We start from the raw sequence: 26,576 nt of genomic DNA, 5'->3' as shown, positions 1-26,576 counted from the left end.
TCGGTCCGGTCAGACGGCGGCTGCTCAGGCCTTGATCATGCCGTGCGGGTCGATGATGAACTTGTCATCCGAGCCGGCATCGAAGGCCGCGTAGGCCTCAGGCACCTCGTCGAGGCTGATGACCTTGGTGTTGAGCATCTTGCTCAGGTACGGCATGCGGTCCCAGAGGATCGACATCATGAGCTGACGATTGTAGTGCATGATGGGCGCCTGGCCAGCAGAGATGCGCGGGGACTTGATCCATGCCTTGCCGAAGTCGATGGGGTACGTACCCTCCTGCTCCGCCTTCGAGGATGCCAGCGGATCCGGGCCGTAGACGCCGATGATACCCGTGGCACCGCCCGCGCGGGTGGCGTCCAGGACCTGGTTCACGGCGTACGCGGGATCCATGTTCTCCGCCTCGGAGCCGATGCCGTGGGCCTCGGTGCCCACGTAGTCCACCGCGCAGTCGACCATGGGCTCGCCCAGGATCGCCTCGATCTGCTCGGTCAGCGGGACGTCTTCGGAGAGGTCGATGGTCTCGCAGCCGTTCTGCCGCACGAGATCCAGCCGCTCCTTGCTGTAGTCGCCCACAATGATGCAGGACGCCCCGAGCAGCCGTGCCGCGGCGGCCCCGCAACGGCCCACGGGCCCGGCGCCCGCGATGTAGACCGTAGAACCGGGCTTGGCGCCCGCCTCCATGAGGCCGTGGAATGCGGTGGGCAGGATGTCGGAGAGCAGAGCGAGGTCCCGGATCTTCTCCATGGCCTGGTCCCGGTCCGGGAAGCGCAGCAGCTGAAAGTCCGCGTACGGCACGAACATGTACTCAGACTGTCCGCCGTCCCAGTTGCCCAGGTTGAACCCGTACGCGGCGCACGCGGTGTCCGGGTTGGTGGTCTCGCACACTTCGGTGCGTCCGGCACGACAGTTACGGCAACGGCCGCACGCCACGTTGAACGGCACGGAGACGAGGTCTCCCTCGCTCAAGAACTCGACGTCCGAGCCTACTTCCACGACCTCCCCGGTCATCTCGTGGCCCATGCGCATGCCCTCAGGCACGGGGAACGAGCCGCGGTAGATGTGCAGGTCGCTACCGCAAATGTTCGTGGCCACGATCCTGAGGATGACGCCGTGCGGGGCCTTCTTCCCGTTCGGCATGACGAGCTTTGGGTACTCCACCGTGTCCACCTGCATGTTGCCGGTGCCGTGGAACACTACTGCGCGATTGCCGTCTGCCATCTTCACCACTCCTTCGGACCCGTCGCACGCGAGGCGCGGGGCCACAGGGACGGTGCCGTCGGTTGGCGGCACCGTGGCCCATCCTTGCCGATGCCCTGGGGAAATGCCAGAAATTTCCCTGAACTGGGCCTTGCTGAAAAGCGTTCTCCGTTGCGCTGTGAACCGTTCTCATCCCCTCCGGCGGCTCTCGCGACGGGCCCGGTTACCGCTGCGGGCGCAATGACCGCATGAGCCGCCAGCTGCGCCCCGAGCACTCCAACGACGCCGCGGCCGTCCACGCGCTAGCCGCCCTCGCCTTCGAGTCCGCCCCGTGGCCGTGGACCCGGCCCGGCAGGGCGAGGGCATCGGCTCACGGCTCATGACCGCCCTGGTCCAGCGCGCCGCCGAGGCCGGGCAGGCGGTCCTGGTGCTGCTGGGCGACCCGGAATTCTACTCACGCTTCGGGTTCGTCCCGGCCTCCCGGATCGGCATCACCGGGGAGCCCGAGTGGGGCGAGTTCTTCCAGGCCGCGCCGCTGGGGCACGGCGGCGGCGTCGACCCGGGCGAGTACCGCGGCCCGCACGGATGCTACGAGTACGCCGAACCGTTCGCACGCCTCGGCTGAGCCGGGCTCCGCCCGGTGTGACCTGCGACACCGTAGGGTGGATCCCGGAAGGGACGTCGGGGCGTGGCAGCACCCCGGCACGGGGGTCCTGCCACGGCTGCCGCGTGCGGGGGCGCGCCGGGGGTGACCGTTCGACGTCGTCCACCGGGGTCCCACGCCGGACGGGGGAACACCGAGATGACCGAGCCCGAGAAGCAGCGCGGCCACGCCGCCCACCGAGCCGAGCGCCGAGGCCCGAGCAGGGCCCTGCTGTGGATCACCCTCGCCGTGCTGGCGATCATCGCCTCCACCGTGTTCGCGCTCTCCCGCCTGGCCCCGGACGACGCCGCCGCCCCCGGCGGTTCCGACGCGAACGGCCCCTCCAGTGCCGCGAGCGCGGCAGGCGAGGAGCCCGTCGTCGTGGGCCCGTCGAAGACCACAGCGGGAACGTGGGCCGCAGTGCTGCAGGACCCCGCCGTGGAGCTGGGCGCCCCGGGCGAGGACACCGGGACCCGCGAGCTGATCTCCCGTGCGCTGGGCGAGGCGCGGGACGGTCAGGCGGAGCGCGCGGCCACCGAGCAAGCCATGAAGCGGCGCGCCCGCACGGAGGGGGACGCCGCCCCCGTGCAGGACGCGGCGCGACGCCTGCAGCAGGTCGCCGAGGACCCCGCACCAAGCACTGCGCCCGCGGCGGACCCGAGCGCCCCCGCGTATGCCGCGGGCGCGCAGCACCCCGCAGCCACCGTGGTCACGCGCGGCGAATGGGAGGACTACCGCTCCCGGCACGCGGACACGACGCTCGTGGCCAGCACCCCGGGCGACCGCCCCGCCTCCGAGGCACCCACCGCGGACGACGCCGCCCTGACGCAGGCCCTCGGGCAGTGGCAGCACCTCGCGGAGCCGTTCCACGCCCTCGTGGCCATCGACGTCTCCGGGTCCATGGGCACGAAGGCCCTGCCGGACGGCTCCACGCGCATGGACCTCACCAAGGCGGCGGCCACCACTGCCGTGGGGCTGTTCCCCGAGCACGACGCCCTCGGGCTGTGGACGTTCGAGCGGCACCTGGACGGGGACAAGGACTACCGCAGCGTGACCCCGGTGCGCGAGCTCTCCGCTTCCGTGGACGGCGGCACCCAGCGGGACCAGCTCTCCCAGGACGTCCAGTCCCTGACGTTCTCCCCGGACGGCTACACAGGCCTGTACGACACCACCCTGGCCGCCTACCGCCAGGTGCTCCACGACGACGCCCCCGGTCACCTGCGCACGGTCATCGTGCTGTCCGACGGCATGAACCACGACCCCGACTCGATTGCGCTGGACGAGCTGCTCTCCACGCTGAAGGCCGAGCAGGACGCCGAGAACCCGGTGCGGATCATCACCGTGGGGGTCTCGAAAGACGCGGACGCCACGGTGCTGCGGCAGATCGCGGAGGCCACCGGCGGCTCGTCCCACGTGGCGCGCACGCCGCAGGACATCCAGAAGGTGTTCGTGGACGCGCTGACGGGGGCCTGAGGGGCGCCCGTCGCAGACGCGGGCGCGGTCTCGGGCGGCGACGCGTGAGGTGCGGTTCTGCCAAGGATTTTCGCGACTAGGCGGGCAGAAATGCACCTCATGCGCTTCGGGCGCTGAGAACACCTCGGATCTGGCGGTGGACCTCCCGACGGTGTCCGATCCTCCGCACCAGGATCACCAGCTCCCCATCGAGGATCTCGTAGATGACGCGATGGTCGCCCACCCAGATACGCATCTCCCCCGCGCCGCCCTTCAACTGGATGAAGCCCGGTGGGCGTGGGGCCCGGGCAAGTTTCCCGATTGCTTCCCGAAGACGCCGCGCAGTGCGCTGGCCCAGCTTGCGCAGCGTCGTCGACGCCGAGGCCGCATAGCTGATCGCGTAGGCCATGGCAGGGTCTCAGATGCCGAGTTCTCGCCGCAGGTCCTCGTGGGAGACCCGTGGCTCCTGCTCGGCGCGCGCTTCTGCCGCCGCCCGGGCATCGGCCACGTCCTTGAGGGCCGCCACCACACGGTCGTAGAACTCGGGCGAGACCACGACGGCGCGTCGTCCCGCGCCCCTCGAGGTGATCTCGACTGGCTCGCGCTGAGCTATTGCGATGTAGTCGCTCTGCTGGTTGCGGAACTGGGAAAGCGTCACGGAGACCATACCGAAAGCGTGCACCTTGTACGTTTGCACCGCTGCTGATGGGGGTAGTGATGTGCGAACAGATATTCAATTGGTGCTTTGGCTTTGTCCCCAGGACTAGTATTCGGACATGATTGAGACCAGTCGTCTCCTACTTCGCAGGCCCTGCCCCGCTGACATCGATGCCGTCTATGCCTACCGGTCCCGAGCAGATGTCGCCCGCTACTTGAGTGCAGGAACGTGGACCCGCCAGAAAACTGGCGAGGAAATCGATACCTATGCCGATGCACAGCTGAATGGACCCGGCGACGAATTGGTGCTCCTGGCCGAGCTCCGCGCCACCCGGGAAGTCGTGGGCGAGGTGGGGCTGACGTGGACCGACGCGGACAACGCCGCCGAAATCGGGTACGTGTTCAACCCTGCTTACATGGGGCTGGGCCTGGCCTCCGAAGCTGTCTCCGGTGTTCTCTCCGCAGCCCTCGGCGCATGGGGCTTCACCCGGGTCAGTGCGCGAACCGATGCTGACAACCGGGCCTCCCGCTTGCTGTGTGAGCGGGTGGGAATGACGCTCGCCTCCCGCTCTCTGAGCACAGATGGGCGCGACGTGGAAGAAGTAACCTACATCAAATCCCGCGCGCAGTGATCTCTGTACGGGATCAGGACACCATCAAGCCCCCGCAGCCACAAGTTCCGCTGTGAATCCTGCGGAATTCACCAGCCAGCCAGCATAGTGCTCAGGGCCACCGGCACGGGGATAGCGCTCCTGGTACAGCGGGCGCCAGCCATGCTCGGGGGCAGCTCGCATGATCTCATCCACACGTGCGGATCGGCCCGCGGTGAATGCGAGATGGTTCATCCCCGGGGCTCGACGGTCGTGGACAGCACCGGAAAGATTTGGCGACGTGGTCAGCGTGAGATAAGCGCCCCCTCCTGACCAGGACTCGCCCTCAACCCACTTACCCGACTGGCTGAACCCAAGTTCCTCGAGGAGCCAACCCCACTCGGACCGCGCCTGAGCCAGATCAGCCACCCACACTTCGACATGATGAAATCCCGTCATGGATCCCTGGTGCCACCCTCGAAAAGACTGGCCGTTCGACCATGGTGCCGCCTCCCCGGTCGCACCTACCGTGGTGGGATGGCTACCACCACTTCGTCCCGAGCCCCCTGGCTCGTCGTTCTCGGCGTCCTGCTGGCCGTCGCGGCCGCGGCGCTGATCACGTTCACCGACCTCGCCTGGCGCGGCCTCATCGGCTGGCCACTGCTGCTGGTGGCACTGCTCCTGGTGGTGACCGGCGGCATCCGTCGCGGTCAGCAGCGGAGGGACACCCACCGAGCCTGAGACCCTCGAAGCGGCCCGCGCTTCGCGGGGTCGCACCGCCCCACCGCACCCGGACATGACACGAGCCGCGCCCCCGGCCTCCCGGGAGCGCGGCTCGCGTTCGCTCCGATCCCAGACCTCGAATGTCCGGGGCCAGCAGCCGGTCGGCCTGCGAGCGCCCGGCCCCCGGGACCCGCAGGCCGCCGAGCGCCGGGCGTCAGGCACGACGCCGCCGGGTCAGCGCACCAGCTCGTCCACCACCCGCTGCATGGACTGGCTGTGGTTGCCGAAGCGGTGCATGGTGATGGACACGGCCTGCTCGGCCAGCATGTACATCATCTCCACGCGCCCGGTGCCCACCACGTCCTCCGTGATCAGGGCGATGTCCGGGTGCTCGGCGCGCACCGCGTAGAGGTCCTTGAGGTCCTCCTCGGAGCCGTCCCACGGGGAGATCACGCGGACGCGGGCGCCGTGGCGGACGTCGAGGGCGTCGTCGTCCAGGGCGCGCAGGTCCGAGAGCTGACCCAGCGGGCCCAGGGAGCCGGTGCCCAGGGCATGCGCGAACTCGGCGTCGGACGCCGGGTTCAGCACCGTGGCGAACAGCCCGTTCACGGCTGCGGGCAGCGAGTCCGCGGCGCTGAGGACCACCTGCGAACCCGAGCGCACGGCCGCGAGGCCCACGCGCAGGACGTCCGTGAGGGACGCACCCTCCTGGGCGCGCACCACCACGGTGCGGGGGCGGTAGCGGAACAGGTTGGCCTCGCTGCGCAGGGCGGTGGGGTCCTTGACCTGGCCGAACTCGCGCTGCCACTCGGACTGGTCCGACTGCGCGGCACGGCGCAGCCACACGAGGTCATCGGCCGAGATCAGCGGGGTCACGGCGTCCAGCGCGCGGTGCACGCGCGGATCGAGGACCCACGCACCGGCCGCACCCCGGTCCGTGCTGGAGTCCGAGAACCCGGCGCGCTTCCAGCGGCCCAGCGACGCCAGGTAGTTGGGGCCACCCGCCTTCGCGCCGAGACCCACGGAGGAGCGCTTCCAACCACCGAACGGCTGGCGCTGCACGATCGCACCGGTGATCCCGCGGTTCACGTAGAGGTTGCCGGCCTGCACGGAGTCGATCCAGCGCAGGATCTCGTCCGCGTCCAGGGAGTGGATGCCCGCCGTGAGCCCGTAGTCGGTGGCGTTCTGCAGCTCCACCGCCTCCTCGAGGCTGTCCGCGGACATGAGCCCCAGGACGGGGCCGAAGCACTCGGTGAGGTGGAAGAAGGATCCGGGCTTCACGCCCGTGCGGATCCCGGGACGCCACAGCCGACCGGAGTCGTCCAGCTGCTTCGGCTCGATGAGCCACTCCTCGCCCGGCTCCAGCTTGGTGAGCCCGCGCAGGAGCTTGTCCGAGGGCTGCTCCACGGTGGGGCCCACGGTGGCCTGCAGGTTCACGGGCCAGTCCACCACCATGGAGGAGGCTGCGTCCACGAGCTGGCGGCGGAACCGCTCGGACGTGGCCACGGAGCCCACCAGGATGCCGAGCGACGCCGCGGAGCACTTCTGCCCCGCGTGCCCGAAGGCGCTGGAGACGAGGTCCCACACCGCCTGGTCCCGGTCCGCGCTGGGGGTGATCACCAGGGCGTTCTTGCCGGAGGTCTCCGCGGTGAGCGGGCGCTGCGGATCCCACGAGGCGAACAGCTGCGCGGTCTCGTACGCGCCGGTGAGCACCACGCGCTCCACGTCCGGGTGGGAGATCAGCGTCTTGCCGGCCTCGCCCTCCACGGCGTCCACGAGCTGCAGCACGTCGCGCGGCACACCGGCCTCCCACAGCGCCTCGCACACCGCGGTGGAGCAGCGGCGGGACTCGGGGGACGGCTTGTGGATCACGGCCGAGCCGGTGGCCAGTGGCGCCACGGTGGTGCCCGTGGGGATGGCCAGCGGGAAGTTCCACGGCGGGGTCACCACGGTCACGGCGTGCGGCACGAAGTCGCCGCCGTCCACGAACTCCAGCTCCAGCGCGCGGCGGGCGTAGTAGCGGCAGAAGTCCACGGCCTCGGAGACCTCGGGGTCCGCCTGCTCCAGCACCTTGCCGGTCTCGGCACCCGCCACGGCCATGAGGTGGCCGCGGCGCGCGGCGAGGATGTCCGCGGCGCGGTTGAGGATCTCGGCGCGCTCACGGGCGGGGGTGTCCGCCCAGCGCGTGCCTGCGGCCTTGGCGGTGGCCACGACGTCGTTCACGGCCTGCACGGCCTCGTCCGAGTCCTGGTCCAAGTCCTTCAGCAGCTCGGGCACGGCCACGGAGGCGTACCACTCGCTGCTGCCGATCTTCTCGGCCAGGGTCTCGGCCCAGCGCTGGTTGGCGGGCACGGAGACGTCCGTGTCCGGCTCGTTGCGGAACGGCTCGTCCAGCGGGATGGTGGGGGTCTCCCCCACGGTCTCCGCGCTGCGGTCCTGCACGCGGCGCGGTGAGGGCACCTGCGGGTCCTGCTCGAGGTCCGCGAGGGCGGCGCGGAAGCGGCCCTCCTCGCGCTGGAACACCCAGTTGTCCGGACCCAGGTCGAAGATCCCGGACATGAAGTTCTCGCTCGCGGAGTTCTCCTCGAGCCGGCGCACCAGGTAGGACACGGCGACGTCGAACTCCGCGGGCTTCACGGCCGGAACGTAGAGCAGCAGCTGGCCCACGTCCGTGGCCACGGCCTCGCTCTGCGCGGTGGCCATGCCCTGCAGCATCTCGAACTCGATGCGCTCGGTCACGCCGCGCTGCTCCGCGAGCAGGTGCGCGAACGCGATGTCGAACAGGTTGTGCCCGGCCACGCCCAGGCGCATGCCCTTCATGCGCTCGGGGTGGAACAGCCAGGCCAGCACCCGCTTGTAGTTGGTGTCCGTGGCCTGCTTGGACTCCATGGTGGCCAGCGGCCAGCCGTGCATCTCGGCGTCCACGTTCTCCATGGCGAGGTTCGCGCCCTTGACCAGGCGAACCTTGATCTGGGCGCCTCCGTCCGCCACGCGCTGCGCGGACCACTCGGAGAGCCGCTCCACGGCGCTGAGCGCGTCCGGGAGGTAGGCCTGGACCACGATGCCGGCCTCGAGGTTCTTCAGCTGCGGCTTGTCGAGCAGCCGCTTGAACACCTCGATGGTCAGCTCCAGGTCCGAGTAGACCTCCATGTCCAGGTTGATGAACATCTTCCCGGTGCCCTTGGTGGCCGCGGTCTCGTACAGCGGCAGCAGCCGCTCCACCACGCGCTCGGCGGTGCGCTCGAAGCCCCAGTGGGACAGCTGCGGCACCACGGAGGAGACCTTCAGGGAGACGTAGTCCACGTCGTCGCGGCGCAGCAGGCCCTCGGCGTCCGCGAGGTGCTTCTTGGCCTCGTCCTCGCCCAGCACCTCCTCGCCCAGGAGGTTGATGTTGAGCCGGTGGCCCTGCTGCTTGATGTTCTTCACGGACTTGCCGAACGGCCCGGGGCGGGCGTCCACGACCATGTGGCCCACCATCTGGCGCAGCCGGGTGCGCGCGGCGGGGACCACCACGGAGGGCAGCGCTCCGGAGAGCACGGTGCCCGCCTGGATCTGCGCACGGTCCGCCACGGACATGGACTGCGGGGTCAGCTTGGTGATGTCCTGCAGCGCCTTTGCCGCAGCCTTCGTGTCCTCCGTGCGGATCACGCGGTCCACGAAGCCCACCGTGAACTCCAGCCCGTTCGGGTCCTGGAGCACGGCGGCCAGACGGTCCTCCGCAGGGTTCTTCTGCTTGTTCCTGCGCTGATTCTCCTGCGCCCGCTGCAGCCAGGTGCGCACGAGCTCCACGGCGGAGTCGGCGAGGGCGTGGGGATCAGTCACGGTATTGACGGTGCGTGCCATTGCAGCGCCTCCAAGGTCTCGGCCCGGCGACGGTGCCGAGGCACTCCCTCGGCCACCAGCCGAGTCACACCGGGCCCGGCGTAGCTGGTGCGCTCACGCTACCGTGCGCCTCTGGGTCGCCAGTAATCGGTTCCGCCCCGAACCCGGCACATGACGCCCCGCACCGTCGTCCGCCTCGCACGGGGGTCACGACGACGCCGCACGGCCGCCTCCCGCGCGCCCCGCACCCGGCTGCCGGCGGCCGTGCACGGCTCCCCGGGCGGCGTCGTGGCCCGTTGCGTCAGGAGGCGTCCGGGGCGGTCTCCGCCTGCAGGATGTCGAGCACGCGGATCAGGCGAAGGTGCGCCTCCACCTGGGGGAAGTTGCCCGTGGCGCGGTGCTGGGTGGGCGAGTACGTGGAGGGCAGCAGACCCAGCTCGTTGGCGGTGCCCAGGGCCACGTCCGTGAGGCGCACCGCGTCCTGCGTGTGCCCGCACAGCGCGAGCTGCTCGGCGAGCTGCAGCGTGGCGGAGACGGACGGCGCGGACTGGCCCGCGAAGCCGTCCTGGCCGATCGAGGACGCGAACGCCTCGACGTCGTCCAGGTCCGTGAGCTGCGGCAGGTTGCGGTAGCGGTGCAGCAGCCCGGAGCTGTCCGTGAGCTCGGTACGGATGCGCTGGACGGTGCCGAGCATGCGCTCGTCGTCGTAGGCCACGAAGCCCACCATGGGCAGGTGCAGCAGGGAGGCGTCCACGTCCGTGGAGCCGTAGTACTGCACGAACGATCCCACCTGGGGGTCGTAGCCGCTGGTCCAGATCTCGTGCGCGAGCTGGTCCCGGTGCTCCTCCCACGTCTCCACGTCACCGGGCAGGCCGTGGATGCGCACCGCGTCCACACCCGCCTGCATGGCGGCCCACATCATCACGCGCGAGTGCGTGTAGTACTGGGGCTCGCCGCGCATCTCCCAGATGCCCTGGTCCTTCTCCTCGTAGTTGGCCACCACGGCGCGCAGCAGCGCCTGCTGCAGCGGCCACGAGAGGTGGTCCTCCTGCACACCGCGCCGGCGCAGCATCTCGAACACGCGCAGCACGTGCCCGGCCACGTCCGACTGGTAGTGGCTGCCGGAGGAATTGCCGTCGCGCACGGGCCGCGAGCGCTCGTAACCCGGCAGGTCCACCAGCCGCTCGCGGATCTGGGGTGAGCCGTCCAGCGTGTAGATGTTCGAGGGGTTGTTGACGTCCCCGGCCACCGCGCGCAGCAGCCAGTTGCGCAGCTGGGCGGCCTCACGGTCGTGGCCGTGGTCCAGCATGACCTCCAGCGCGGACGCGGCATCCCGGGGCCACGAGAGCCGGTGGTCCCAGTTGCGCTCCGCGCCCACGACCTCCGGCAGGGACGTGGTGGGGGCACCGATCAGCCCGCCCGTGGCCTGGTGCATCAGTCCGCGCACCACCAACAGGCTGCGCCGGACGAGGTCCGCGGGCTCGTCGTCCGTGGCCGTGAGCGTGAACCCGCCCAGGGCGGCGCCCTCGTGGTGGGGGCGGTCCCCGTGACGACCCACGTCCCGTGCCGAGGGGCGCTCGGAGGTGTCGAGGTCCCCGGCGCCCGCACCGGAGGCGTGCAGCGCGGGCGGCTGCTCGTCCGGGTCCGTGTGGTTCATGGCCGCGGGATCCGTGAGGGGGTCGTAGGGCTCGTAGCGCTCTGTCCACTCCTGCCACAGGTTCACGGTGGCCGTCAGCGTCTCGTTCACGTCCACCGCCTCCGGGGGCACGCCGTGGGACGGGAACCACGTGAGCGTGAAGTCCCGGGTCTGACCGGCCGCCACCGTGAACGAGCCCGCGTGGCGGCGCTTGGTCTTGTCCGGATCCGCCTCCGGCAGCGGATCGCCGTGGAAGACCACGGAGTCCGGACCGGCCATGCCCACCAGCACGGACTCGGCCTCGGCGTCCTCCGACTCGTCCTCGAGCACGTCGAAGCGGCTCAGCCACGGCACGGACGAGCCGTAGTTGAAGCGCAGCCGGAGGTCCTGGAACATCTCCACCTCACCCGTGAGGCCCTCCACCCGGCGGATCAGCTCGGTGCGGGCGTTGAGCGGCATGAAGTCCGTGACGCGCACCGTGCCGGTGTCCGTGGACCACACCGTGTGCAGCACGAACGTGTTCTCCGCGTAGAAGCGCTCCACCGCGATCACACCGGGCAGGGACATGTCCACCGCGGCGTCGTCGTCCACCGCGCAGTACGGCGCGAGCAGCCAGCGGCCGTGGTCCGGGGTGCCCAACAAAGCCGCGAACAGTGCCGGGGAGTCGAAGCGCGGCACGCACCACCAGTCCACCGACCCGTGCCGGGAGACCAGCGGCCCGCTGCGCATGTTGGACAGCAGGGCGTAGTCCTCGATCTTTGAAGCCATGCCCCCAGAATCTCACGAACGCGCGGGCGGCTCACCTCGCACGGGACACTGGCCGTGCGGCCGATGTGGGCTGAATGAATCCTCGGTACGGTGGATGGCTCACTGGTTTCCGGCCGAGCGGTTCCAGGGCCCTCTGCGGCCCTCGAACCGCATGGACGGGGCCGCAACCAATGCAGGAGGACAGCACCCATGACCATGCCGTACCAGCCCGCGGCCCGGGGCACCCAGCCCGGCGAGCCGGTGGGTCCGATCAAGGCGATCGGCAACTACTTCCGCAAGGGGTTCCAGTTCTCCGGCAGAGCCTCCCGCTCCGAGTACTGGTGGATCGCGCTGTACTCGTTCCTGTTCGCAGGCGCCCTGGAGTTCGCCCAAGCCCAAAACGAGAACTGGTTGGAGAACACCGGTGTCTTCGGCAGCGCCCTGGGGATCGTCGTGGCCTTGATAATTCTTGTTGTGGGCCTTCTTCTGACCATTTTCACCATCGCCCTGAACGTCCGCAGGCTGCACGACTGCAACCTGTCCGGCTGGTTGTACCTGCTGATCCTCGTGCCGTTCCTGGGCAGCATCGCCCTGCTGATCATGGCCGCCCTGCCCCCGGACCCGCGGGGTGTGCGCTTCGACGCCCAGCCCGCCCCCGGGACCGTCATGCCCGCCGGGAGGTAGGACTGCGTCGCTCCTTGCCCGGGCCACCTCCCCGGTCTAAAGTTCGGTACACCGAACTTTAGGATCCACGGGAGCGAGGAATTGGGATGGGACGTCGTCCGGGATGGGCAGTGGCGGCTACCGCAGCCGCGGGTGTGCTGGTGCTGAGCGGCTGCGCGGGGGCCGAGCCCGGCGGCGGCAGCTCCGAGAAGCCCACCGTGCTGACTACGTTCACCGTGCTGCAGGACATGACCGCCGCGGTGGCCGGTGACCACGTGAGCGTGGAGTCCATCACCAAGCCGGGCGCGGAGATCCACGACTACGAACCCACCCCGCAGGACGTCACCAAGGCCTCCCGCGCGGACCTGGTGCTGGACAACGGCCTGCACCTGGAGCAGTGGCTCGAGCAGTTCACCTCCTCAGCCAACGTGGCCCACAGGGTGGTCTCCGAGGGCGTGGAACCCCTGGACATCGCCGACACCCCCGGAACCCCCAACCCCCACGCGTGGATGAGCCCGCGCAACGGCGAGCGCTACGTGGACAACATCGTCACCGCACTCAGCGAGCTGGACGGAGAGCACGCCCAGCAGTTCCGGGACAACGGGGAGAAGTACAAGGAGCAGATCCGCGCGATCGGCACGGACCTGACCCGGAAGCTGGAGGCCCTGCCCCGCAACGAGCGCGCGCTGGTCACGTGCGAGGGCGCGTTCTCCTACCTGGCGCGGGACACCGGGCTCACTGAGAAGTACATCTGGCCCGTCAACGCGGAGCAGGAGGCCACCCCGCAGCAGGTCAGCTCCGCCATCGAGTTCGTGGACCGGCACAGGGTGCCCGCGGTGTTCTGCGAGTCCACCGTCTCGGACAAGCCCATGCAGCAGGTCGCGGAGGCCACCGGCGCCCGCTACGGCGGCACCCTCTACGTGGACTCCCTCTCGGAGCAGGACGGCCCGGTGCCCACCTACCTGGACCTGTTGCGCCACGACGCGGACACCATTGCCAACGGCCTGTCCGGGAGGGCGCGGTGACGCCCGCGATCCGGGCGAGCGGCGTCGTCGTGGACTACGGCCGCGTGCGCGCCCTGGACGGCGTGGACCTGGAGATCGCCCACGGGCAGGTCACCGGGCTGGTGGGCATGAACGGCTCCGGGAAATCCACGCTGTTCAAGGCGCTCATGGGCACCGTGCGGCTCGAGGCCGGCGAGGTGCGGCTGGACGGGCTGGACCCCCGCACCGCGCGGAAGCAGGGCGTGGTGGGGTACGTGCCGCAGAGCGAGGACGTGGACTGGACGTTCCCCCTGTCCGTGCGGGACGTGGTCATGACCGGGCGCTACGGGCACATGGGCCCCACCCGGCGGGCGCGTCCCGCGGACCGGACCGCCGTGGCGGACGCGCTGGAACGGGTGGAGCTCACGGAGCTGGCCGGGCGGCAGATCGGGCGGCTGTCCGGCGGGCAGCGCAAGCGCGTGTTCGTGGCCCGGGCGATCGCCCAGGGCGCGCGGACCCTACTCCTGGACGAACCGTTCGCGGGCGTGGACAAGCGCAGCGAGGCGACCATCGTGAGGCTGCTGCACGAGCTCGCCGCACAGGGCTGCGCGGTGGTGGTGGCCACCCACGACCTGCACGCACTGCCGCAGCTCGCCGAGAGCGTGGTCCTGCTGCGCCGCCACGTGCTCTTCCACGGGCCGGTCGCGGAGGGGCTCGCACCCGAGCACCTCGTGCGCGCGTTCGGCCTGGACGTGCTCTCCGACCCGTCCTCCACGCGGTCCCCGGGGGACGACGACGCCGCTCCCGCGGACCGCACGCCGCTCACCGCGGGCGCGGCCCACGAGGGTCCGCCACCGGGCCCTGCCGCGGGGGACACCCCGGCGCCGGGCACCGTCACGACCCCGGGCGGCGTCGTGCCCCCGCGCAACGGATCCGCCGCCGCGACGAAACCCGGCGCACCCACCACGCACCGAGGAGGCCGCGCATGAGCGCCCTGGAGCTGTTCACCCAGCCGCTGGAGTACGAGTTCATGCTGCGCGCGCTGGTCACCACCGTGGCCGCGGCATCCGTGTGCGCGGTGCTCTCGTGCTGGCTGGTGCTCGTGGGGTGGTCGCTCATGGGCGACGCCGTGTCCCACGCGGTGCTGCCCGGCGTGGTGCTCGCCTACATCCTGGGCATCCCGTTCACCGTGGGGGCACTGGTCGCGGGCGTGCTGGCCGTGGTGCTGATCGGCGGGCTGCGGGGGACCAGCAGGGTCAAGGAGGACGCGTCCATCGGGATCGTGTTCACGTCCCTGTTCGCGCTGGGCCTGGTGCTCATCTCGGTCACCCCCAGCCAGACAAACCTGACCCACATCATCTTCGGCAACGTGCTGGGCATCTCCGCGGCGGAGCAGCTGCAGATCTGCGCGCTGGCCGTGGTGGCGCTGGCGGTGATGGTGCTCAAGCGGCGGGACCTCACCCTCTACGCGTTCGACCCCCAGCACGCCCACGCGATCGGGCTCTCCCCCCGGTTCCTGGGCGGGCTGCTGCTGGGGCTGCTCGCGGTCACCTCCGTGGCCGCCCTGCAGGTGGTGGGAGTGGTGCTCGTGGTGGCCATGCTCATCATCCCGGGCGCCACCGCGCACCTGCTCACCGACCGGTTCGGGGCCATGCTGGTGATCGCGCCGTGCGTCTCGGCCACGTCCGCGGTGCTGGGCATCTACCTCAGCTACTGGCTCAACGCCTCCCCCGGCGGGCTGGTGGTGCTCGTCCACGCCGCTGCCTTCGCGCTCGCGTACCTGCTCAGCCCCGCGCACGGGGTGCTGGGCAGCAGACTCGCGGCACAACGTCGCCGGCGGGCGGTGGCGGGGTAGGTCGCCTCCGCGCCCGGGCAGGGTCGGGGTGTCCCGTGCCCTTCCCCTGCGACACGAGACCTGCGTGTGCGCGTCGAGCAGGCGTCGTTCCCCGCCATGCCTCGCCGCCCGAGCGGCAGCGCTATGAGCTCCGGTCCCTGGCCCGGGCGGCACGCTTCCGTTCCTGCTGCCGCGCGTAGTAGGCACGGGAGCGGTTCCGGTCCCCGCAATCTCTCGTGACGCACCAGCGCCGGTTCCGCCGGGGGGACGTGTCGAGGTAGACCCATCCGCAGGTGGCGTCCTCGCACTGGTGGAGGCGGTCGAGGTCGTCCCGGTTCATGAGTTCCACCAGGCCGCGCGTGATGCGGTGGCGGACGGTCGCCAGCGTGAGCTCGTTGTCGGACCAGCACCAGCCCGCACCGCGCCGGGACAGGTGGGAGTGGCCCAGGGTGTCCCGGAAGGCAGTGGCAATGGTCTCTGCGGCGTGCTCGTCACCGTGGAACAGGGCCTCGTAGAGCCGCTCGCGCAGCGCAACAACCCGATCCAGTTCAGCGGCGGCGGTGCACGGATCCTCTCCGGCAAGAACCCGGAGCTGTTCCTGCTCCGTCGCATCGAGCAGCCCGGACTCCCGGCACCACGTGAGCACGCGGTCGTAGGAGGTCAGATCCTCCTCCCGCGCGGGGCCGCCGAGCCGCCACTCCACGGTGTTGACCAGGTCGAGCATCCGGTCGCCCGAAATGTGGCTGAACGCCGCCATGCACCCTCCTCACAGACAGGTCAAGTCTTGCATGTGAGGGGGATCCGGGTTTGACTCTCACAAGCAACAGCAATTTCACCCGTGAGAGCCACGCACCGGCCGGCCACTCGAGAAAAGAGACCCCTCATGTCGCTCCGCCTGTCGCACACCACCTGGGACGCCATCGACCCGCACGCCGTCGCCGAGTTCTGGCGCGAGCTCACGAACTGGGCGATCCACGAACCCGACTGCTACCACCCGGGCTCCGACGAGTGCTACCTGGTGACCCCCGACGGCTACATCGTGCTCTTCTTCCGGGTCCCGGACGCCAAGAAGGTGAAGAATCGGGCCCACATGGACCTCGTTCCCCAGGGAGCCTCCCAGGAGGAGGAGGTCGCGCGGGCACTTCGACTGGGGGCAGTCATGGTCGACGACCGCCGCCACGACCTGGGCTGGGCCGTCATGGCGGACCCCGAGGGCAACGAGTTCTGCATCCTCTGACCCGCGGCCTGGCACAGGGTGGCGCCCGAGGGCCACGGGACAGAAAGTCTCCGCCTTCGCACCCCTCTCTGTCGTTGGGCTTGCCGGGCTCGCCTCGACGGCCCCGGTCCTGTCAGGAACCGACCTCGCCCAGCGAGACCCAGACCGCGTCGGTGGCGGTCTGCCCGAGGGGGACGCTGCGAGCGCCGTCGTCCAGCACGGCCTGGACCGAGCCCGAGTAGGGGCCGCCGGAGCGGATGTCCAGGGGGACCCCCACGCCGATGCCCTGCTCGGCGAAGAAGCGCAGCAGTCCCGAGTCCCGGTCCGAGATCCGTTCCACGCGCACGCGGGAACCGTCCGGGACGGTGGTGAGGGAGACGGCGTCGGGAGAGGTGATGGTGCCGTCCTTGGCGGGGATCGGATCGCCGTGCGGGTCGCGCGAGGGGCGCCCCAGGAGGTCGTCCAGGCGGTCGATCATGAAGTCCGAGACGGCGTGCTCCAGGTGCTCCGCCTCGTCGTGGACCTGGTCCCAGCGGTAGCCGAGCATCTCCACCAGGAAGGTCTCGATCAGCCGGTGCCTGCGCACCATCTCCACCGCGAGCGCCCGGCCCTGCTCGGTGAGCTCGATGGCGCCGTACGGGCTGTGCGCCACGAGACCCTGCTCCGTGAGCTTCTTGAGCGCATCCGAGACGGTGGACAGTCGCAGACCGACCTTCGCGGCCACCGCGGAGGTGCTGACGGGCTCCGCAGACCACTCCCCCAGGTTCCAGATGGCCCTCAGGTAGTTCTGGTGGCTCACCGAGAGCTTCGCGACCGACATGATGGGGAGACTAGCAAAACGGGAGCCGGGAGCTCTGGCGGCGGCAGTCAGGTCCTGCTCCAGCGGTCCAAGCTGAATTGACGGTAGTGCGTGGCCCGGCCGAGGTAGGTGGACGCCGCACCTCGCCCGGTCTCTGTCATACCCAGTCGTTGCAGGATCTTCACTGACGCGGCGTTCGCATCCAGGGCCTCCGCCCAGACCGTCCCCAGCCCCATGCGGTCAAAAGCGAAATGGACCCCGGCCCGCGCAGCGGCCAGGCCCAGCCCCCGCCCCCATGAAGTGCTCGGACCGATGAGGTATCCCAGTTCACGCCGGGTGGGCTCAGTGCCCTGAATATCCACATACCCCACGAGTACCCCGTCGCACCAGGCGCTCAAGCGCAGGAGGTCGACGGGCGGGGCCGTGTTCAGGCCTCGTAACGAGGCCGCGCGATCGGCCAGCGGGATCCCAAGGGTCCATTCCGCCGCCCGGCAGAAGAGCTCGTCGGTTCCCCAGAGTGCGTAAGTTTCTGCGTCCGCCGCTGTAGCGGTTCGCAGTTCGACAACGGGCTTTGTGGGCGTCATGCCCTCATAGTGCTCCCCCAAAGCATCTGAGCGCGGGAATGCCGCAACGCACCTCTCCCAACGGCGCCGGAGAATTCCTAAGGCGATACCGTGGACATCCGGGCGCTCCTCATCGCCTGGGCTTCGACCCTGGAAGGTGAATCCGCCATGTCGTACGAGCGCTACACGCCCTCCACCCCTGGGAAGCACCGCATCCATCCAGCGGTCCCCTGGGTTCTGTTCTTCGTGGCCCTGGCCATCCTGGTGGTGGGGACGGTGCTGGACAACCCCGTGTGGATGCTGTCGGCGCCCGTGGCACTGGGTGGGGCCATTACCGGGGGCCTCTCCCGCCGTTACCTGCCCATGATTCTGTGCATCCTGGTGGCGTCCGTGTTCGTCATGGCCATGCTGATCTTCGCGCCCTAGCTGCTGCGGGCATGAGGGCTCTCCGCCGTCTCGCCACCGGTGGGTGAGCGCTGCCACCGCACCGTCCGCGCGGGGTCTCACCGGGTCGACTCACTCACCGAGCGGCGGTGCCGCCGGCGGTTGCGTGACGCCCTCGATCATCCTCCGCAGGAAGTTCGCCACCACGTCCCGCTCCGCAGCGGACATCTCGTTGACCACGGCCATCATCCGACCGTGCATGTCCCGCAGGGTGGTGCGGACCTCTTCCGTGCCGTGCTCGGTGGGGACCACGGCCACGGACCGGCGGTCGTCCGGGTGGGGGATGCGTTCGGCGTAGCCGTCGCGGACCAGGCGGTCCACCAGCGCGCTCGTGGAGGCGTTGGTGATCCCGAGCATCGCGGCGACGTCCTTCTGGCGCAGAGCCGTGCCCGTCTTGTCCGCCGAGATCAGGTGCCGCAGAGCCAGGATGTCCTTCTCGCCCATGTCCATGTCCGCGCGCACGCGCGAGCGCATGGTGGTCTCCGCGTCGCGGTAGCGGCGCAGGAGGTTCAGAACGTCGACGCCGCTCGCGGACTCCACGGAGTCGTCGTACCAGAAGTGCCGGGGGACGGCGGGTTCGGACGTCATACAGCGTCGTTCTCGGCGCGATTCGCGGCTGGTGCACATGTCGTCTGCATAGGTCCAGTAGATTAGCTAACAGTTAGTTTCATCATCAACCTGTCGCCGCTCCCCCAAAGCCCTGTTCAGGAGGAGCGGAGGGCTCGCAATGCTGCTCGCACAGGACCCGGCACCGGACGCAGCCAACGTCCCCCCGGTTGTTTCCGCGCCCGCGGGAGACCGCGAGGAGCAGGTGTCCCTCGCCTCCGTGGCCCGCGCCGCCACCAGGGGTGTGCAGGTGTACCCCTCCGTGTCCTCCGCAGAGTTCGCCATCACCGGTGATCCCCGGGCGCCACACCTCACCCTCACCCTGGCGTTCACCCCCAGCCCCGAGAACCAGCGCATCAAGGACGAGATCCGGCACGAACTCCTCCCAGGCCTGGAAGCGATCATTGGCTCCCCGTTCGCGCAGGTCACCCTGGACTACACCACCGCCGAGCAGCCCGCGCCGCAGGCGCCGGTCGTCGCGGCCTGACTTTCCCGCACGACGACGCCGCCTCAGCTTCCTGTCCCGCAGCAGCAGGGCGTTCGAGCCTCAGCACCACCGTGAGACATAAGGGAGCAGCCCGCAGCTCACGGGTATAGTCGCGAGCCCTGAACGCCGCAGACGCAGCCTGGGCCGACCCGGGCAGAAAGGGCGGGACATGCCATGGCCGGAGTACTCCTCATAGCAGTCGGCGCAGCCTGCTACTTCTGGGGCATCCACGAGTTGAGCCGTGCGAACGCCGCATCGCGGATACCGATGTGGGCCGGTCTGCCCCCGCACAATCCCCCTCGGACCTACGTTCTGCGCATCGTAGGCGTCATTCTGGTCGGAGCCGGTTCTTTCGTGGTCACCGATTCCCTGGGGTACTGGGGCCTCCTGGTCCTCCTTCCCGTGGTCGTCCCCCCGATGGCGCGGCTGTGGATGCACAACCGTGCGGTGGAGCGCCGAGGACAGGACCCCGCAGTGGACGCCCCTCGGTAGGGTGCCGTCCTCCCGGCTCCGGCAGATTCGCGCCGGAGGGGACCGCACACAATGCCTGTCTGTCCCGACCGAAAACGGTCATGTCATCTTCCGGGTCTCACAACCGCACCGGAGCCGCTGCCGCAGTTCTCCTGCGAGCACCGGCGCCGACATTCACCGCCCTGGCGCGCCTGACGGGTGGACCCGCAGCCGACGGGTACAGTCGCGGGCCCTGCACGACGACCATCAATTTCGGCAACGTGAGGCGGTATCGGCAATGGTGTGGCTCATCGTCATCGCTCTGGGGGCGCTGCTCAACTTCTGCGTCATGCGCATGGTGGCAGCGGCCAACCAGAACTCCCGACTGCCGGTGATCTTCGGGCGCGCGCCGCACAGTCCTCGACGTCCCGCAGTTTTCTACCTCGTGCTGGCGGCCAGTCTTGGTCTGCTCATGTGGGGCGCGATCTGGGGAGTCCAGGAGATGGGCGCATGGGCCTCCGCCGCCGTGGTCGCGTTCATGATGCCGTCGCTCATTCTCACCGTGCGGCACAACCGCGGCGTGGCCCTGACTTCTCGGGCGAAGCGGGAGGCCACCCCCGGCTGAGGGGCGCCCCGGTCACGACAAGTGGTGGCCGGACCTGTTGCGCCCGCCCCACCAGCCGACCCCTAGACCGACGCCGCCGCCACGGCCGCCACGGTGCTGGCCTCTTCCCGTTCGCTCAGTACGGCGAAGAGGTGGCGGCGCTTCTGGCGCAGGGTGCCGAAGACGGCCAGGGCGATCCCGCCCGCGATCCACGCGATCATGATCCACACCGGGGCCGCGAGGGACACGCCCTGGAAGTAGATGGCGTCCCGGATGGCCGCCACGCCCTGGGGCGAGTACAGCCAGCCGTGCACCCAGCCGTAGAAACCGCCGACCATGTCGAGCGGCGTCGTCAGCCCCGAGGCGCCGAGACCCAGCAGCGGCATCAGGAAGATGCACACCGGCATGGCCACGGGCCCGAACACGAGCATGAGCCCGGTGGTCACGGTCACGCAGGACAGGCACAGCATGTAGAGCATGCACCAGGGCACGAACGCGCTACCGCTGAAGATCCCGAACACCGCCCAGCCGTAGACCACCATGCCCGTGGCCACCACGGCCGGCATGAGGAACCACAGGGCGACGCGCAGCTTGGTGCCGGCGGGCATGAGGCTGCTGACAATGCCCGTCATGAACCCGCCCAGGATCGCCCCGAGGGCCAGGTAGGTGATGGTGGTGCCGTTCGGGTCGTTCTCCGCCGCGGGGGCCACGTCCTCGGTGTGCAGCTGCTTCTGCGCCTTCTGCGCCACCGGGGTGAACAGCTGCGTCACGGCGGCGTTCACCTGGCGGCCGTTGGCCCCGGCGGTGTAGAGGGTGCCGGTGGCGGGGTCGTAGGCCGCACGGGCGTCGTGCGTGCGCACCTCGTGGCGACCGTCGTCCACGGCGTCCACGCGGTGGACGTCGAAGTCCCCCGCGGAGCCGTCCGTGAGCTGCTGGGCGAGGTCCGAGGTCTGCGCCCCGGTGCCGATCACGGCCACCTGCATGTCACGGGGTGTGACGTCCACGGTGGTGCCCACCATAAGCATGGGCATCACGAACATCATGAACAGCGGCAGCAGCATGCCCACCGTGACCATGCGCTTCTGCGTAAGCTTCGCGTCCATCGTGCGGCGCGGCGGGGCCGTGGGATTCTGCATCGCGCCGATGGCCGAGGCCGGGGGCATCTGCGCCATCCGGCCCATGAAGCCGTCCTCGAGCGGGCGCTCGGACTCGGAGACCACCGTGGAGCCCGCCGCACTCACTGGGGCATCCTCAGAGTCCTGGCCGGGAGTCGGGTTCTGATCGTTCATGCGTGCGTCACTTCCTGGGCCCGGTGCCGTGCGCGCGCGGGGCGCGCGGCGGCGTCGTCATCGGAGTCGTCGGAGTCGTAAGCCGTGAGAAGAGGCTCGTCGGGATGCTTGCGGGCGTGGTCCACCTGGTCCGCGATCACGCCGCGGTCCTCACCCGGGCGCGGCGAGCGCAGGGACCCCAGCCACAGCAGCCCGGCACCCAGCAGCAGCCAGGTGGCCAGCAGCAGGATCCAGGGGCCCACGCCGTGACTGTCGAAGTAGACGATCCGCTGCAGCAGCTCGCCGATGGCGCCGGTGGGCATCATGCGGTGGATCACCTGGAAGAAGCCGGGCATCAGGTCCGGGCTGGTGGCGATCCCCGAGGCCGGGATGCCCAGGATCACGAACACCGTGACCCCCATGATCGTGGCGGCCTGGCCCAGCAGACCGCCCACGCCGAGCTGGAACACGGCAGCGGTGAGGTACGCGCCCATAGCCACCAGACCGGCGGCCACCAGGTGCGAGTCGTACACCCCGTAGAAACCCCAGGTGACGCCGGTGGTGAGCACGGCGGCCACCACCGACAGCACCCCGATCAGCGCCAGCTTGGAGCGCAGCCGCATCCCCTTGCCCAGGTTCCCGAGCATCGTGGAGGTGACGTAGCCGGCCGTCACGCACGCCGTCATGAGGTACATGTACGCGATGCCCAGGGTGTCCTTGGGCTCGGGCTTGCGCTGGTCCTGGACCTTCAGCGGCACCCCCGTCTGGGAGGCCACCTGCTGGAACACCCCCTGCGCGACCCCGGTGGCCTGCCGACCGCCGGCGCTGGCCACGAAGAGGTCCCCGCTCGCGGGGTCGAACGCGGCCCGGGTCTTGCGTGCGAGCACGTCCTGGCGCGCGGTGTCCGCGTCCGCCACGGTGCTGACGTCCAGCGCGTCCTTGCCCTGCGCCGCCACCTGGCGGGCCACCCGCTGGGCGGGTGCCCCGGTGCCGATCACCTCCACCTCCATGTGGTGCGGCGCGGGCTGGTGCATGGCCGAGACGTAGGAGGCGGGGTACGCGAACGCCATGAACACGGGGAAGAGCATGGCCACGAGGATCATCGTGGCCGGAACGCGGGACCCGGCCACGGGTGGCTGAGGTGAGGACATGTCGGCCTACCTTACACCTGTAAATGTCCTTTTCAAATGTAAGGAAACGTCCGCCCACTGCTACCCTGGCCCCATGGACGCCCCGGCCGACGACACCCCCCAGGGCCCCCCGGTGGACGCCCGGGTGGCCCACACCCTCAACGCTGTGCGCGCCGCGTGCCTCCAGCTGCTGGAGGTCCAGGACGCCCGCAGCATCACCATCTCCCAGCTGTGCAAGAAGGCCGCGATCTCGCGCCCCACCTTCTACCAGCACTACTCGGGCCTCGACGACGTCTACGCCGACATCGTGAAGCAGGAGCTCTCGCACACCGCGCGCGAGTTCGAGACGTTCGAGGGCTCCGGGATCGATAAGCCCCTGGAGCGGCTGATCGACTTCGTGCACACCCACGGCATGGGGAATTTGGCCACCGTGGGCAACCGCCAGCTCGCCTCACGCGTGCGCCCCATCGTGGAGCTGTGGCTTGCCGAGCGCGTGGCGCGGGCCGCCTTCGACACGGGGCTGGACAACCTCGACCCCGACCAGTGGCTGCGGACCTACTTCGTGGCCGGCGGGCTCATGACGGTCCTGCGGCAGCAGGCCGCGGACTCCCCCGCCTCGGCGGTGGGCACCGAGGAGATGGCCCACGCGCTGCAGCGCACCATGCGCACGGTGCTGCGCAGCGGTTCCTGAGCCCTCGCCACCTCCGCAGCACCCGTCCACGACGCCGCCCGGTCGCCCCGGGCGTGCCTCGCGCCCCGATCCCCGCACCACTCCGCCCGGCATGGCCCGGCGATCCCGAATCGCCCCGACATCCCGCGTGACCGCCCCCACCTTGAACGCATACCCCCAAGGGGTATACCGTGGAGGCTATGAGCACCCAGGACACCCCCACCCACGGCTACACCCAGGACAAGGCCTCCTACGGCCGGCGCCTCAAGCGCATCGAGGGCCAAGTGCGCGGGATCCAGCGGATGATCGACGAGGACACCTACTGCATCGACGTCCTCACCCAGATCTCCGCGATCCAGTCCGCCCTGAAGTCCGTGAGCCTGGGGCTCATGGAGGAGCACCTGGGCCACTGCGTCAAGCACGCCGTGGAGCACGCCCACGACACCGGGGACACCTCGGAGATGGACGAGAAGCTCGCGGAGGCCAACGCCGCGATCGCGCGCCTGGTCAAGAGCTGACGCACGCCCCCTCAGACTTCCGGGCCCCCGGGCCCACCGACTCGAAGGAGAAATCCATGAACACCACCGTCAACGTCTCCGGCATGACCTGCGGCCACTGCGTCTCCTCCGTGACGGAGGAGCTGTCCGAGATCCCCGGCGTGACGTCCGTGGACGTGGACCTCCACGCGGGCGGCACGTCCCCGGTGAGCATCACGAGCGAGCGCGAGCTGAGCCCGGAGGAGATCTCCGCGGCCGTGACGGAAGCGGGGTACACCGTTGAGTGACCCCACCACATCCACCGACACCCTCGACAGCGAGGTCCACGGACCCCTGCGGGAGCTGGAGCTGGAGATCTCGGGCATGACGTGCGCCTCGTGCGTGGGCCGGATCGAGCGCAAGCTGCGCAAGATCGACGGCGTTGACCCGGCGGTGAACCTGGCCCTGGAGTCCGCGACCGTGAAGGTCCCGCAGGACGTCTCCGACGAGCAGATCGTGGACACCGTCCACCGCGCCGGGTACGAGGCCCGCATCACGGGCGGCGCCCAGCAGAGCGCGCCGGCATCCCAGGTGCGGGGCGGCACCGGCGGGCCCGCCGCCGCCCGGGGGGCCACCGCGAACCCCGCCCCGGGCGCGTCCCCGGCGCCGTCCGGGACATCCCCTCGTGGCACGGAACCCGAGCCCACCGGCACTCCCCGCCAGGGCGGGAACCCCGTCTCCCACGCAACCCCCGACCAGGCGGACGCACCGGACGCAACGGCGGGCACGACGTCGTCGCCCGCCTCCCCTGACGCAACTTCCGTGGGTGCCGTGCCCCCCGATGCCCCGGAACGCACCGCGGGACAGCCGGAGGACCTCGAGCAGGGCCCGGCCGAGAACGAGCACCGCGATCCGGCGCTCGAGACCACCCCGGCGCAGCGCCGGATGAACGACCTCAAGAGGCGGTTCTGGGTCGCGGCGGCCTTCTCCGTGCCCGTGTTCGTGATGTCCATGGTCCCGGGAGCCCAGTTCCCGCACTGGGGCTGGGTGGCGGCGCTGCTCGCGCTGCCCGTGGTCACGTGGGCGGCGTGGCCGTTCCACCGGGCCACCGCCGTGAACGCCCGGCACCTGTCCACCACCATGGACACGCTCGTGTCCCTGGGCGTGGCCGCCGCGTACCTGTTCTCGCTGTGGCACCTGGTGGCCGATCCGGGCATGACCGCCCACGCCCACCCGGGCGCGGCCATGGACATGTCCGGGCACCAGCTGTACTTCGAGTCCGCCGCCCTGGTGACCACGTTCCTACTGCTGGGGCGCTGGCTCGAGGCCCGCGCCAAGTCCCGCTCCGGTGAGGCCCTGAAGGCCCTGCTGGACCTCGGCGCGCAGCAGGCCACCGTGGTGGCCGAGGACGGCACCGAACGCACAGTGCCCGTGTCCGAGCTGCGGGTGGGAGACACCTTCGCGGTGCACCCGGGCGAGAAGATCGCCACGGACGCCGTGGTGCTGGAGGGCGAGTCCGCCGTGGACGCCTCCATGCTCACCGGTGAGTCCATGCCCTTGGAGGTGGGGCCCGGGGACGAGCTGACCGGAGCCACCGTGAACACCACGGGTCGGCTGCTGGCCCGCGCCACCCATGTGGGCTCGGACACCGTGCTGGCCTCCATGAGCCGCACGGTCGCGCGCGCCCAGGCCACCAAGGCCCCCGTGGCGCGGCTCGCGGACCGGATCTCCTCCGTGTTCGTGCCCGTGGTCATGGGCATCGCCCTGCTGACGCTCGTGATCTGGTTGCTGGTGACCGGGGACCCCAACCGCGCGTTCGTGGCGGCGGTGTCCGTGCTGGTCATCGCGTGCCCGTGCGCCCTGGGCCTTGCGACTCCCACGGCCATGCTCACCGGAACCGGGCGCGGCGCCCAGCTGGGCATCCTCATCACGTCCGCGGAGGTCCTGGAGGACACCCGTTCCGTGGACTCCGTGGTGATGGACAAGACCGGCACCGTGACCCACGGTGAGATGGCCGTGAGCGCGGTGACCCCCCTGAACGCGTGGTCCAAGGACCAGGTGCTGGACCTGGCCGCGGCCGTGGAGCGCTACTCGGAGCACCCGATCGCCCACGCCATCGCGGCCGCCACTCCCCACCGCTACCAGGTGACCCGCTTCGAGTCCGCACCGGGCGGGGGCGTGCGGGGCTACGTCCCGGACGGCATGAACGCCCGTTTCGTGGTGGTGGGCCGGCAGTCCTGGCTGCACGAGAACGGCGTGCGCCTGAACACCGAGGAGTCCGACGCCCTGGAGCTGGCCCGCGCGGGCGGCACCACCACCATCCTCGTGGCGGTGGACGGGCGGCTGGCCGGGTTCATCGACCTGCGGGACACCGTGAAGGACGAGGCCCCGGCGGCGATCGCCGAGCTCAAGGACCTGGGGCTGCGCCCCATTCTGCTGACCGGCGACAACGCCGCGGTCGCGCGCTCCGTGGCCGAGCAGGTGGGCATCGACACCGCGGACGTGATCGCGGACGTCACCCCGGACGGCAAGGTCCAGGCCATCGAGAAGCTGCGCTCCGAGGGCCACGTGGTGGCCATGGTGGGCGACGGCGTCAACGACGCCCCGGCCCTGACCACCTCCGACCTCGGGATCGCCATGGGCTCCGGCACGGACGCCGCCATGCAGGCCGCGGACATCACCGTGGTGCGCAGCGAGCTCACCGCCGTTCCGCTGGCCATCCGGCTGTCGCGCAGGACGCTGTCCACCATCAAGTCCAACCTGTTCTGGGCGTTCGCGTACAACACCGTGGCCATCCCGGTGGCCGCCCTGGGGCTGCTCAACCCCATGGTCGCCGGTGCCGCGATGGCGTTCAGCTCGGTGTTCGTGGTGCTGAACTCCCTGCGGCTGCGGGGCTTCGCCCGCTGAGGGCGCGGG

The 26,576-nt window shown here is 70.3% G+C and carries 28 protein-coding genes; 16 read left to right on the top strand and 12 right to left on the bottom strand.

Annotation, left to right across the window (positions count from 1 at the left end):
- Positions 1-24: 24 nt before the first annotated feature.
- Positions 25-1,218, bottom strand: a complete 1,194-nt coding sequence (locus DNL27_RS01305) for a glutathione-independent formaldehyde dehydrogenase (protein ID WP_112235718.1) — start codon at positions 1,216-1,218, stop codon at positions 25-27.
- 310 nt (positions 1,219-1,528) lie between these two features.
- Here DNL27_RS01305 and DNL27_RS01300 point away from each other — a divergent pair, with 310 nt between their 5' ends.
- Both DNL27_RS01300 and DNL27_RS01295 read left to right on the top strand, forming a co-directional pair.
- Complete coding sequence (locus tag DNL27_RS01300) at positions 1,529-1,822, top strand: GNAT family N-acetyltransferase (protein WP_112234468.1); 294 nt, start codon at positions 1,529-1,531, stop codon at positions 1,820-1,822.
- A 177-nt stretch (positions 1,823-1,999) separates the two neighbouring features.
- A complete protein-coding gene (locus DNL27_RS01295; protein WP_112234467.1) occupies positions 2,000-3,313 on the top strand; it encodes a VWA domain-containing protein in 1,314 nt (437 codons plus the stop codon).
- Between the two features lie 97 nt (positions 3,314-3,410).
- On the opposite strand, the gene DNL27_RS01290 is transcribed toward DNL27_RS01295, so the two are convergent.
- Together DNL27_RS01290 and DNL27_RS01285 are read right to left on the bottom strand one after the other, a co-directional pair.
- A complete protein-coding gene (locus DNL27_RS01290) occupies positions 3,411-3,701 on the bottom strand; it encodes a type II toxin-antitoxin system RelE/ParE family toxin (RefSeq protein WP_112234466.1) in 291 nt (96 codons plus the stop codon).
- Positions 3,702-3,710: 9 nt separating this feature from the next.
- The gene (locus tag DNL27_RS01285) at positions 3,711-3,959 is read right to left on the bottom strand and encodes a type II toxin-antitoxin system prevent-host-death family antitoxin (RefSeq protein WP_112234465.1); all 249 of its coding nucleotides are present in this window, start codon (positions 3,957-3,959) and stop codon (positions 3,711-3,713) included.
- A 109-nt stretch (positions 3,960-4,068) separates the two neighbouring features.
- Between DNL27_RS01285 and DNL27_RS01280 the strand changes: the two genes are divergently transcribed.
- Positions 4,069-4,581: a GNAT family N-acetyltransferase gene (locus tag DNL27_RS01280; RefSeq protein WP_112234464.1), complete on the top strand. Its 513-nt coding sequence runs from the start codon at positions 4,069-4,071 to the stop codon at positions 4,579-4,581.
- 24 nt (positions 4,582-4,605) lie between these two features.
- On the opposite strand, the gene DNL27_RS01275 is transcribed toward DNL27_RS01280, so the two are convergent.
- On the bottom strand, positions 4,606-4,998 hold the full coding sequence (locus DNL27_RS01275; RefSeq protein WP_019309760.1) for a VOC family protein: 393 nt from the start codon (positions 4,996-4,998) through the stop codon (positions 4,606-4,608).
- A 78-nt stretch (positions 4,999-5,076) separates the two neighbouring features.
- Here DNL27_RS01275 and DNL27_RS01270 point away from each other — a divergent pair, with 78 nt between their 5' ends.
- Positions 5,077-5,280 (top strand): hypothetical protein, encoded by a 204-nt coding sequence (locus DNL27_RS01270; protein WP_019309759.1) that lies wholly within the window; start codon positions 5,077-5,079, stop codon positions 5,278-5,280.
- Between the two features lie 216 nt (positions 5,281-5,496).
- Here the strand turns inward: DNL27_RS01270 and DNL27_RS01265 are convergent, their stop codons facing one another.
- Together DNL27_RS01265 and DNL27_RS01260 are read right to left on the bottom strand one after the other, a co-directional pair.
- Entirely contained in the window at positions 5,497-9,105 is a 3,609-nt protein-coding gene (locus DNL27_RS01265) for a bifunctional proline dehydrogenase/L-glutamate gamma-semialdehyde dehydrogenase (protein WP_112234463.1), read from the bottom strand.
- A 280-nt stretch (positions 9,106-9,385) separates the two neighbouring features.
- Positions 9,386-11,488 carry a glycoside hydrolase family 15 protein gene (locus tag DNL27_RS01260; RefSeq protein ID WP_112234462.1) on the bottom strand — a complete coding sequence of 701 codons (2,103 nt, stop codon included), beginning with the start codon at positions 11,486-11,488 and terminating at the stop codon, positions 9,386-9,388.
- A 189-nt stretch (positions 11,489-11,677) separates the two neighbouring features.
- Between DNL27_RS01260 and DNL27_RS01255 the strand changes: the two genes are divergently transcribed.
- The 4 genes from DNL27_RS01255 (at position 11,678) to DNL27_RS01240 (ending at position 14,968) form a co-directional block, all read left to right on the top strand.
- Positions 11,678-12,151 carry a DUF805 domain-containing protein gene (locus tag DNL27_RS01255; RefSeq protein ID WP_112234461.1) on the top strand — a complete coding sequence of 158 codons (474 nt, stop codon included), beginning with the start codon at positions 11,678-11,680 and terminating at the stop codon, positions 12,149-12,151.
- 86 nt (positions 12,152-12,237) lie between these two features.
- Entirely contained in the window at positions 12,238-13,155 is a 918-nt protein-coding gene (locus DNL27_RS01250; protein ID WP_112234460.1) for a metal ABC transporter substrate-binding protein, read from the top strand.
- Complete coding sequence (locus tag DNL27_RS01245) at positions 13,152-14,102, top strand: metal ABC transporter ATP-binding protein (RefSeq protein WP_112234459.1); 951 nt, start codon at positions 13,152-13,154, stop codon at positions 14,100-14,102. The genes DNL27_RS01250 and DNL27_RS01245 overlap by 4 nt, the downstream gene beginning before the upstream one ends.
- Positions 14,099-14,968: a metal ABC transporter permease gene (locus DNL27_RS01240; protein ID WP_112234458.1), complete on the top strand. Its 870-nt coding sequence runs from the start codon at positions 14,099-14,101 to the stop codon at positions 14,966-14,968. Before DNL27_RS01245 ends, DNL27_RS01240 begins: the two co-directional genes overlap by 4 nt.
- Before the next feature lie 121 nt (positions 14,969-15,089).
- Here the strand turns inward: DNL27_RS01240 and DNL27_RS01235 are convergent, their stop codons facing one another.
- Positions 15,090-15,704 carry a CGNR zinc finger domain-containing protein gene (locus DNL27_RS01235; RefSeq protein WP_055085566.1) on the bottom strand — a complete coding sequence of 205 codons (615 nt, stop codon included), beginning with the start codon at positions 15,702-15,704 and terminating at the stop codon, positions 15,090-15,092.
- 126 nt (positions 15,705-15,830) lie between these two features.
- Between DNL27_RS01235 and DNL27_RS01230 the strand changes: the two genes are divergently transcribed.
- Positions 15,831-16,184 carry a VOC family protein gene (locus tag DNL27_RS01230; RefSeq protein WP_012397200.1) on the top strand — a complete coding sequence of 118 codons (354 nt, stop codon included), beginning with the start codon at positions 15,831-15,833 and terminating at the stop codon, positions 16,182-16,184.
- Between the two features lie 112 nt (positions 16,185-16,296).
- Here DNL27_RS01230 and DNL27_RS01225 read toward each other — a convergent pair whose 3' ends face one another.
- Complete coding sequence (locus tag DNL27_RS01225; RefSeq protein ID WP_012397199.1) at positions 16,297-16,983, bottom strand: metal-dependent transcriptional regulator; 687 nt, start codon at positions 16,981-16,983, stop codon at positions 16,297-16,299.
- A 47-nt stretch (positions 16,984-17,030) separates the two neighbouring features.
- Positions 17,031-17,546: a GNAT family N-acetyltransferase gene (locus tag DNL27_RS01220; protein ID WP_059281663.1), complete on the bottom strand. Its 516-nt coding sequence runs from the start codon at positions 17,544-17,546 to the stop codon at positions 17,031-17,033.
- Positions 17,547-17,693: 147 nt separating this feature from the next.
- Here DNL27_RS01220 and DNL27_RS01215 point away from each other — a divergent pair, with 147 nt between their 5' ends.
- A complete protein-coding gene (locus DNL27_RS01215) occupies positions 17,694-17,951 on the top strand; it encodes a hypothetical protein (RefSeq protein WP_019309750.1) in 258 nt (85 codons plus the stop codon).
- 90 nt (positions 17,952-18,041) lie between these two features.
- Here DNL27_RS01215 and DNL27_RS01210 read toward each other — a convergent pair whose 3' ends face one another.
- A complete protein-coding gene (locus DNL27_RS01210) occupies positions 18,042-18,557 on the bottom strand; it encodes a MarR family winged helix-turn-helix transcriptional regulator (RefSeq protein WP_019309749.1) in 516 nt (171 codons plus the stop codon).
- 139 nt (positions 18,558-18,696) lie between these two features.
- Here DNL27_RS01210 and DNL27_RS01205 point away from each other — a divergent pair, with 139 nt between their 5' ends.
- Together DNL27_RS01205 and DNL27_RS01200 are read left to right on the top strand one after the other, a co-directional pair.
- Positions 18,697-19,062, top strand: a complete 366-nt coding sequence (locus DNL27_RS01205; protein WP_019309748.1) for a hypothetical protein — start codon at positions 18,697-18,699, stop codon at positions 19,060-19,062.
- Between the two features lie 748 nt (positions 19,063-19,810).
- On the top strand, positions 19,811-20,137 hold the full coding sequence (locus DNL27_RS01200) for a hypothetical protein (protein WP_112234457.1): 327 nt from the start codon (positions 19,811-19,813) through the stop codon (positions 20,135-20,137).
- A gap of 62 nt (positions 20,138-20,199) precedes the next feature.
- Here DNL27_RS01200 and DNL27_RS01195 read toward each other — a convergent pair whose 3' ends face one another.
- A complete protein-coding gene (locus tag DNL27_RS01195; protein ID WP_162627083.1) occupies positions 20,200-21,405 on the bottom strand; it encodes an ABC transporter permease in 1,206 nt (401 codons plus the stop codon).
- A complete protein-coding gene (locus tag DNL27_RS01190) occupies positions 21,402-22,535 on the bottom strand; it encodes an ABC transporter permease (protein ID WP_162627082.1) in 1,134 nt (377 codons plus the stop codon). The genes DNL27_RS01195 and DNL27_RS01190 overlap by 4 nt, the downstream gene beginning before the upstream one ends.
- Positions 22,536-22,608: 73 nt before the next feature.
- On the opposite strand from DNL27_RS01190, the gene DNL27_RS01185 reads away from it, so the two are divergent.
- The 4 genes from DNL27_RS01185 (at position 22,609) to DNL27_RS01170 (ending at position 26,567) form a co-directional block, all read left to right on the top strand.
- Positions 22,609-23,205: a TetR/AcrR family transcriptional regulator gene (locus tag DNL27_RS01185; RefSeq protein WP_112234454.1), complete on the top strand. Its 597-nt coding sequence runs from the start codon at positions 22,609-22,611 to the stop codon at positions 23,203-23,205.
- 179 nt (positions 23,206-23,384) lie between these two features.
- Positions 23,385-23,702 (top strand): metal-sensitive transcriptional regulator, encoded by a 318-nt coding sequence (locus tag DNL27_RS01180; protein WP_204360314.1) that lies wholly within the window; start codon positions 23,385-23,387, stop codon positions 23,700-23,702.
- A 56-nt stretch (positions 23,703-23,758) separates the two neighbouring features.
- On the top strand, positions 23,759-23,968 hold the full coding sequence (locus DNL27_RS01175; RefSeq protein WP_012397193.1) for a heavy-metal-associated domain-containing protein: 210 nt from the start codon (positions 23,759-23,761) through the stop codon (positions 23,966-23,968).
- A complete protein-coding gene (locus DNL27_RS01170; protein ID WP_112234452.1) occupies positions 23,961-26,567 on the top strand; it encodes a cation-translocating P-type ATPase in 2,607 nt (868 codons plus the stop codon). Before DNL27_RS01175 ends, DNL27_RS01170 begins: the two co-directional genes overlap by 8 nt.
- Positions 26,568-26,576 lie beyond the last annotated feature (9 nt).

The organism is Kocuria sp. BT304, assembly GCF_003290245.1.
In the GTDB taxonomy this organism is placed as follows: Bacteria; Actinomycetota; Actinomycetes; order Actinomycetales; family Micrococcaceae; genus Kocuria; species Kocuria rhizophila_A.
Note: the sequence above shows the minus strand (reverse complement) of the source record. Positions and strands in the feature narration are given on the sequence as shown.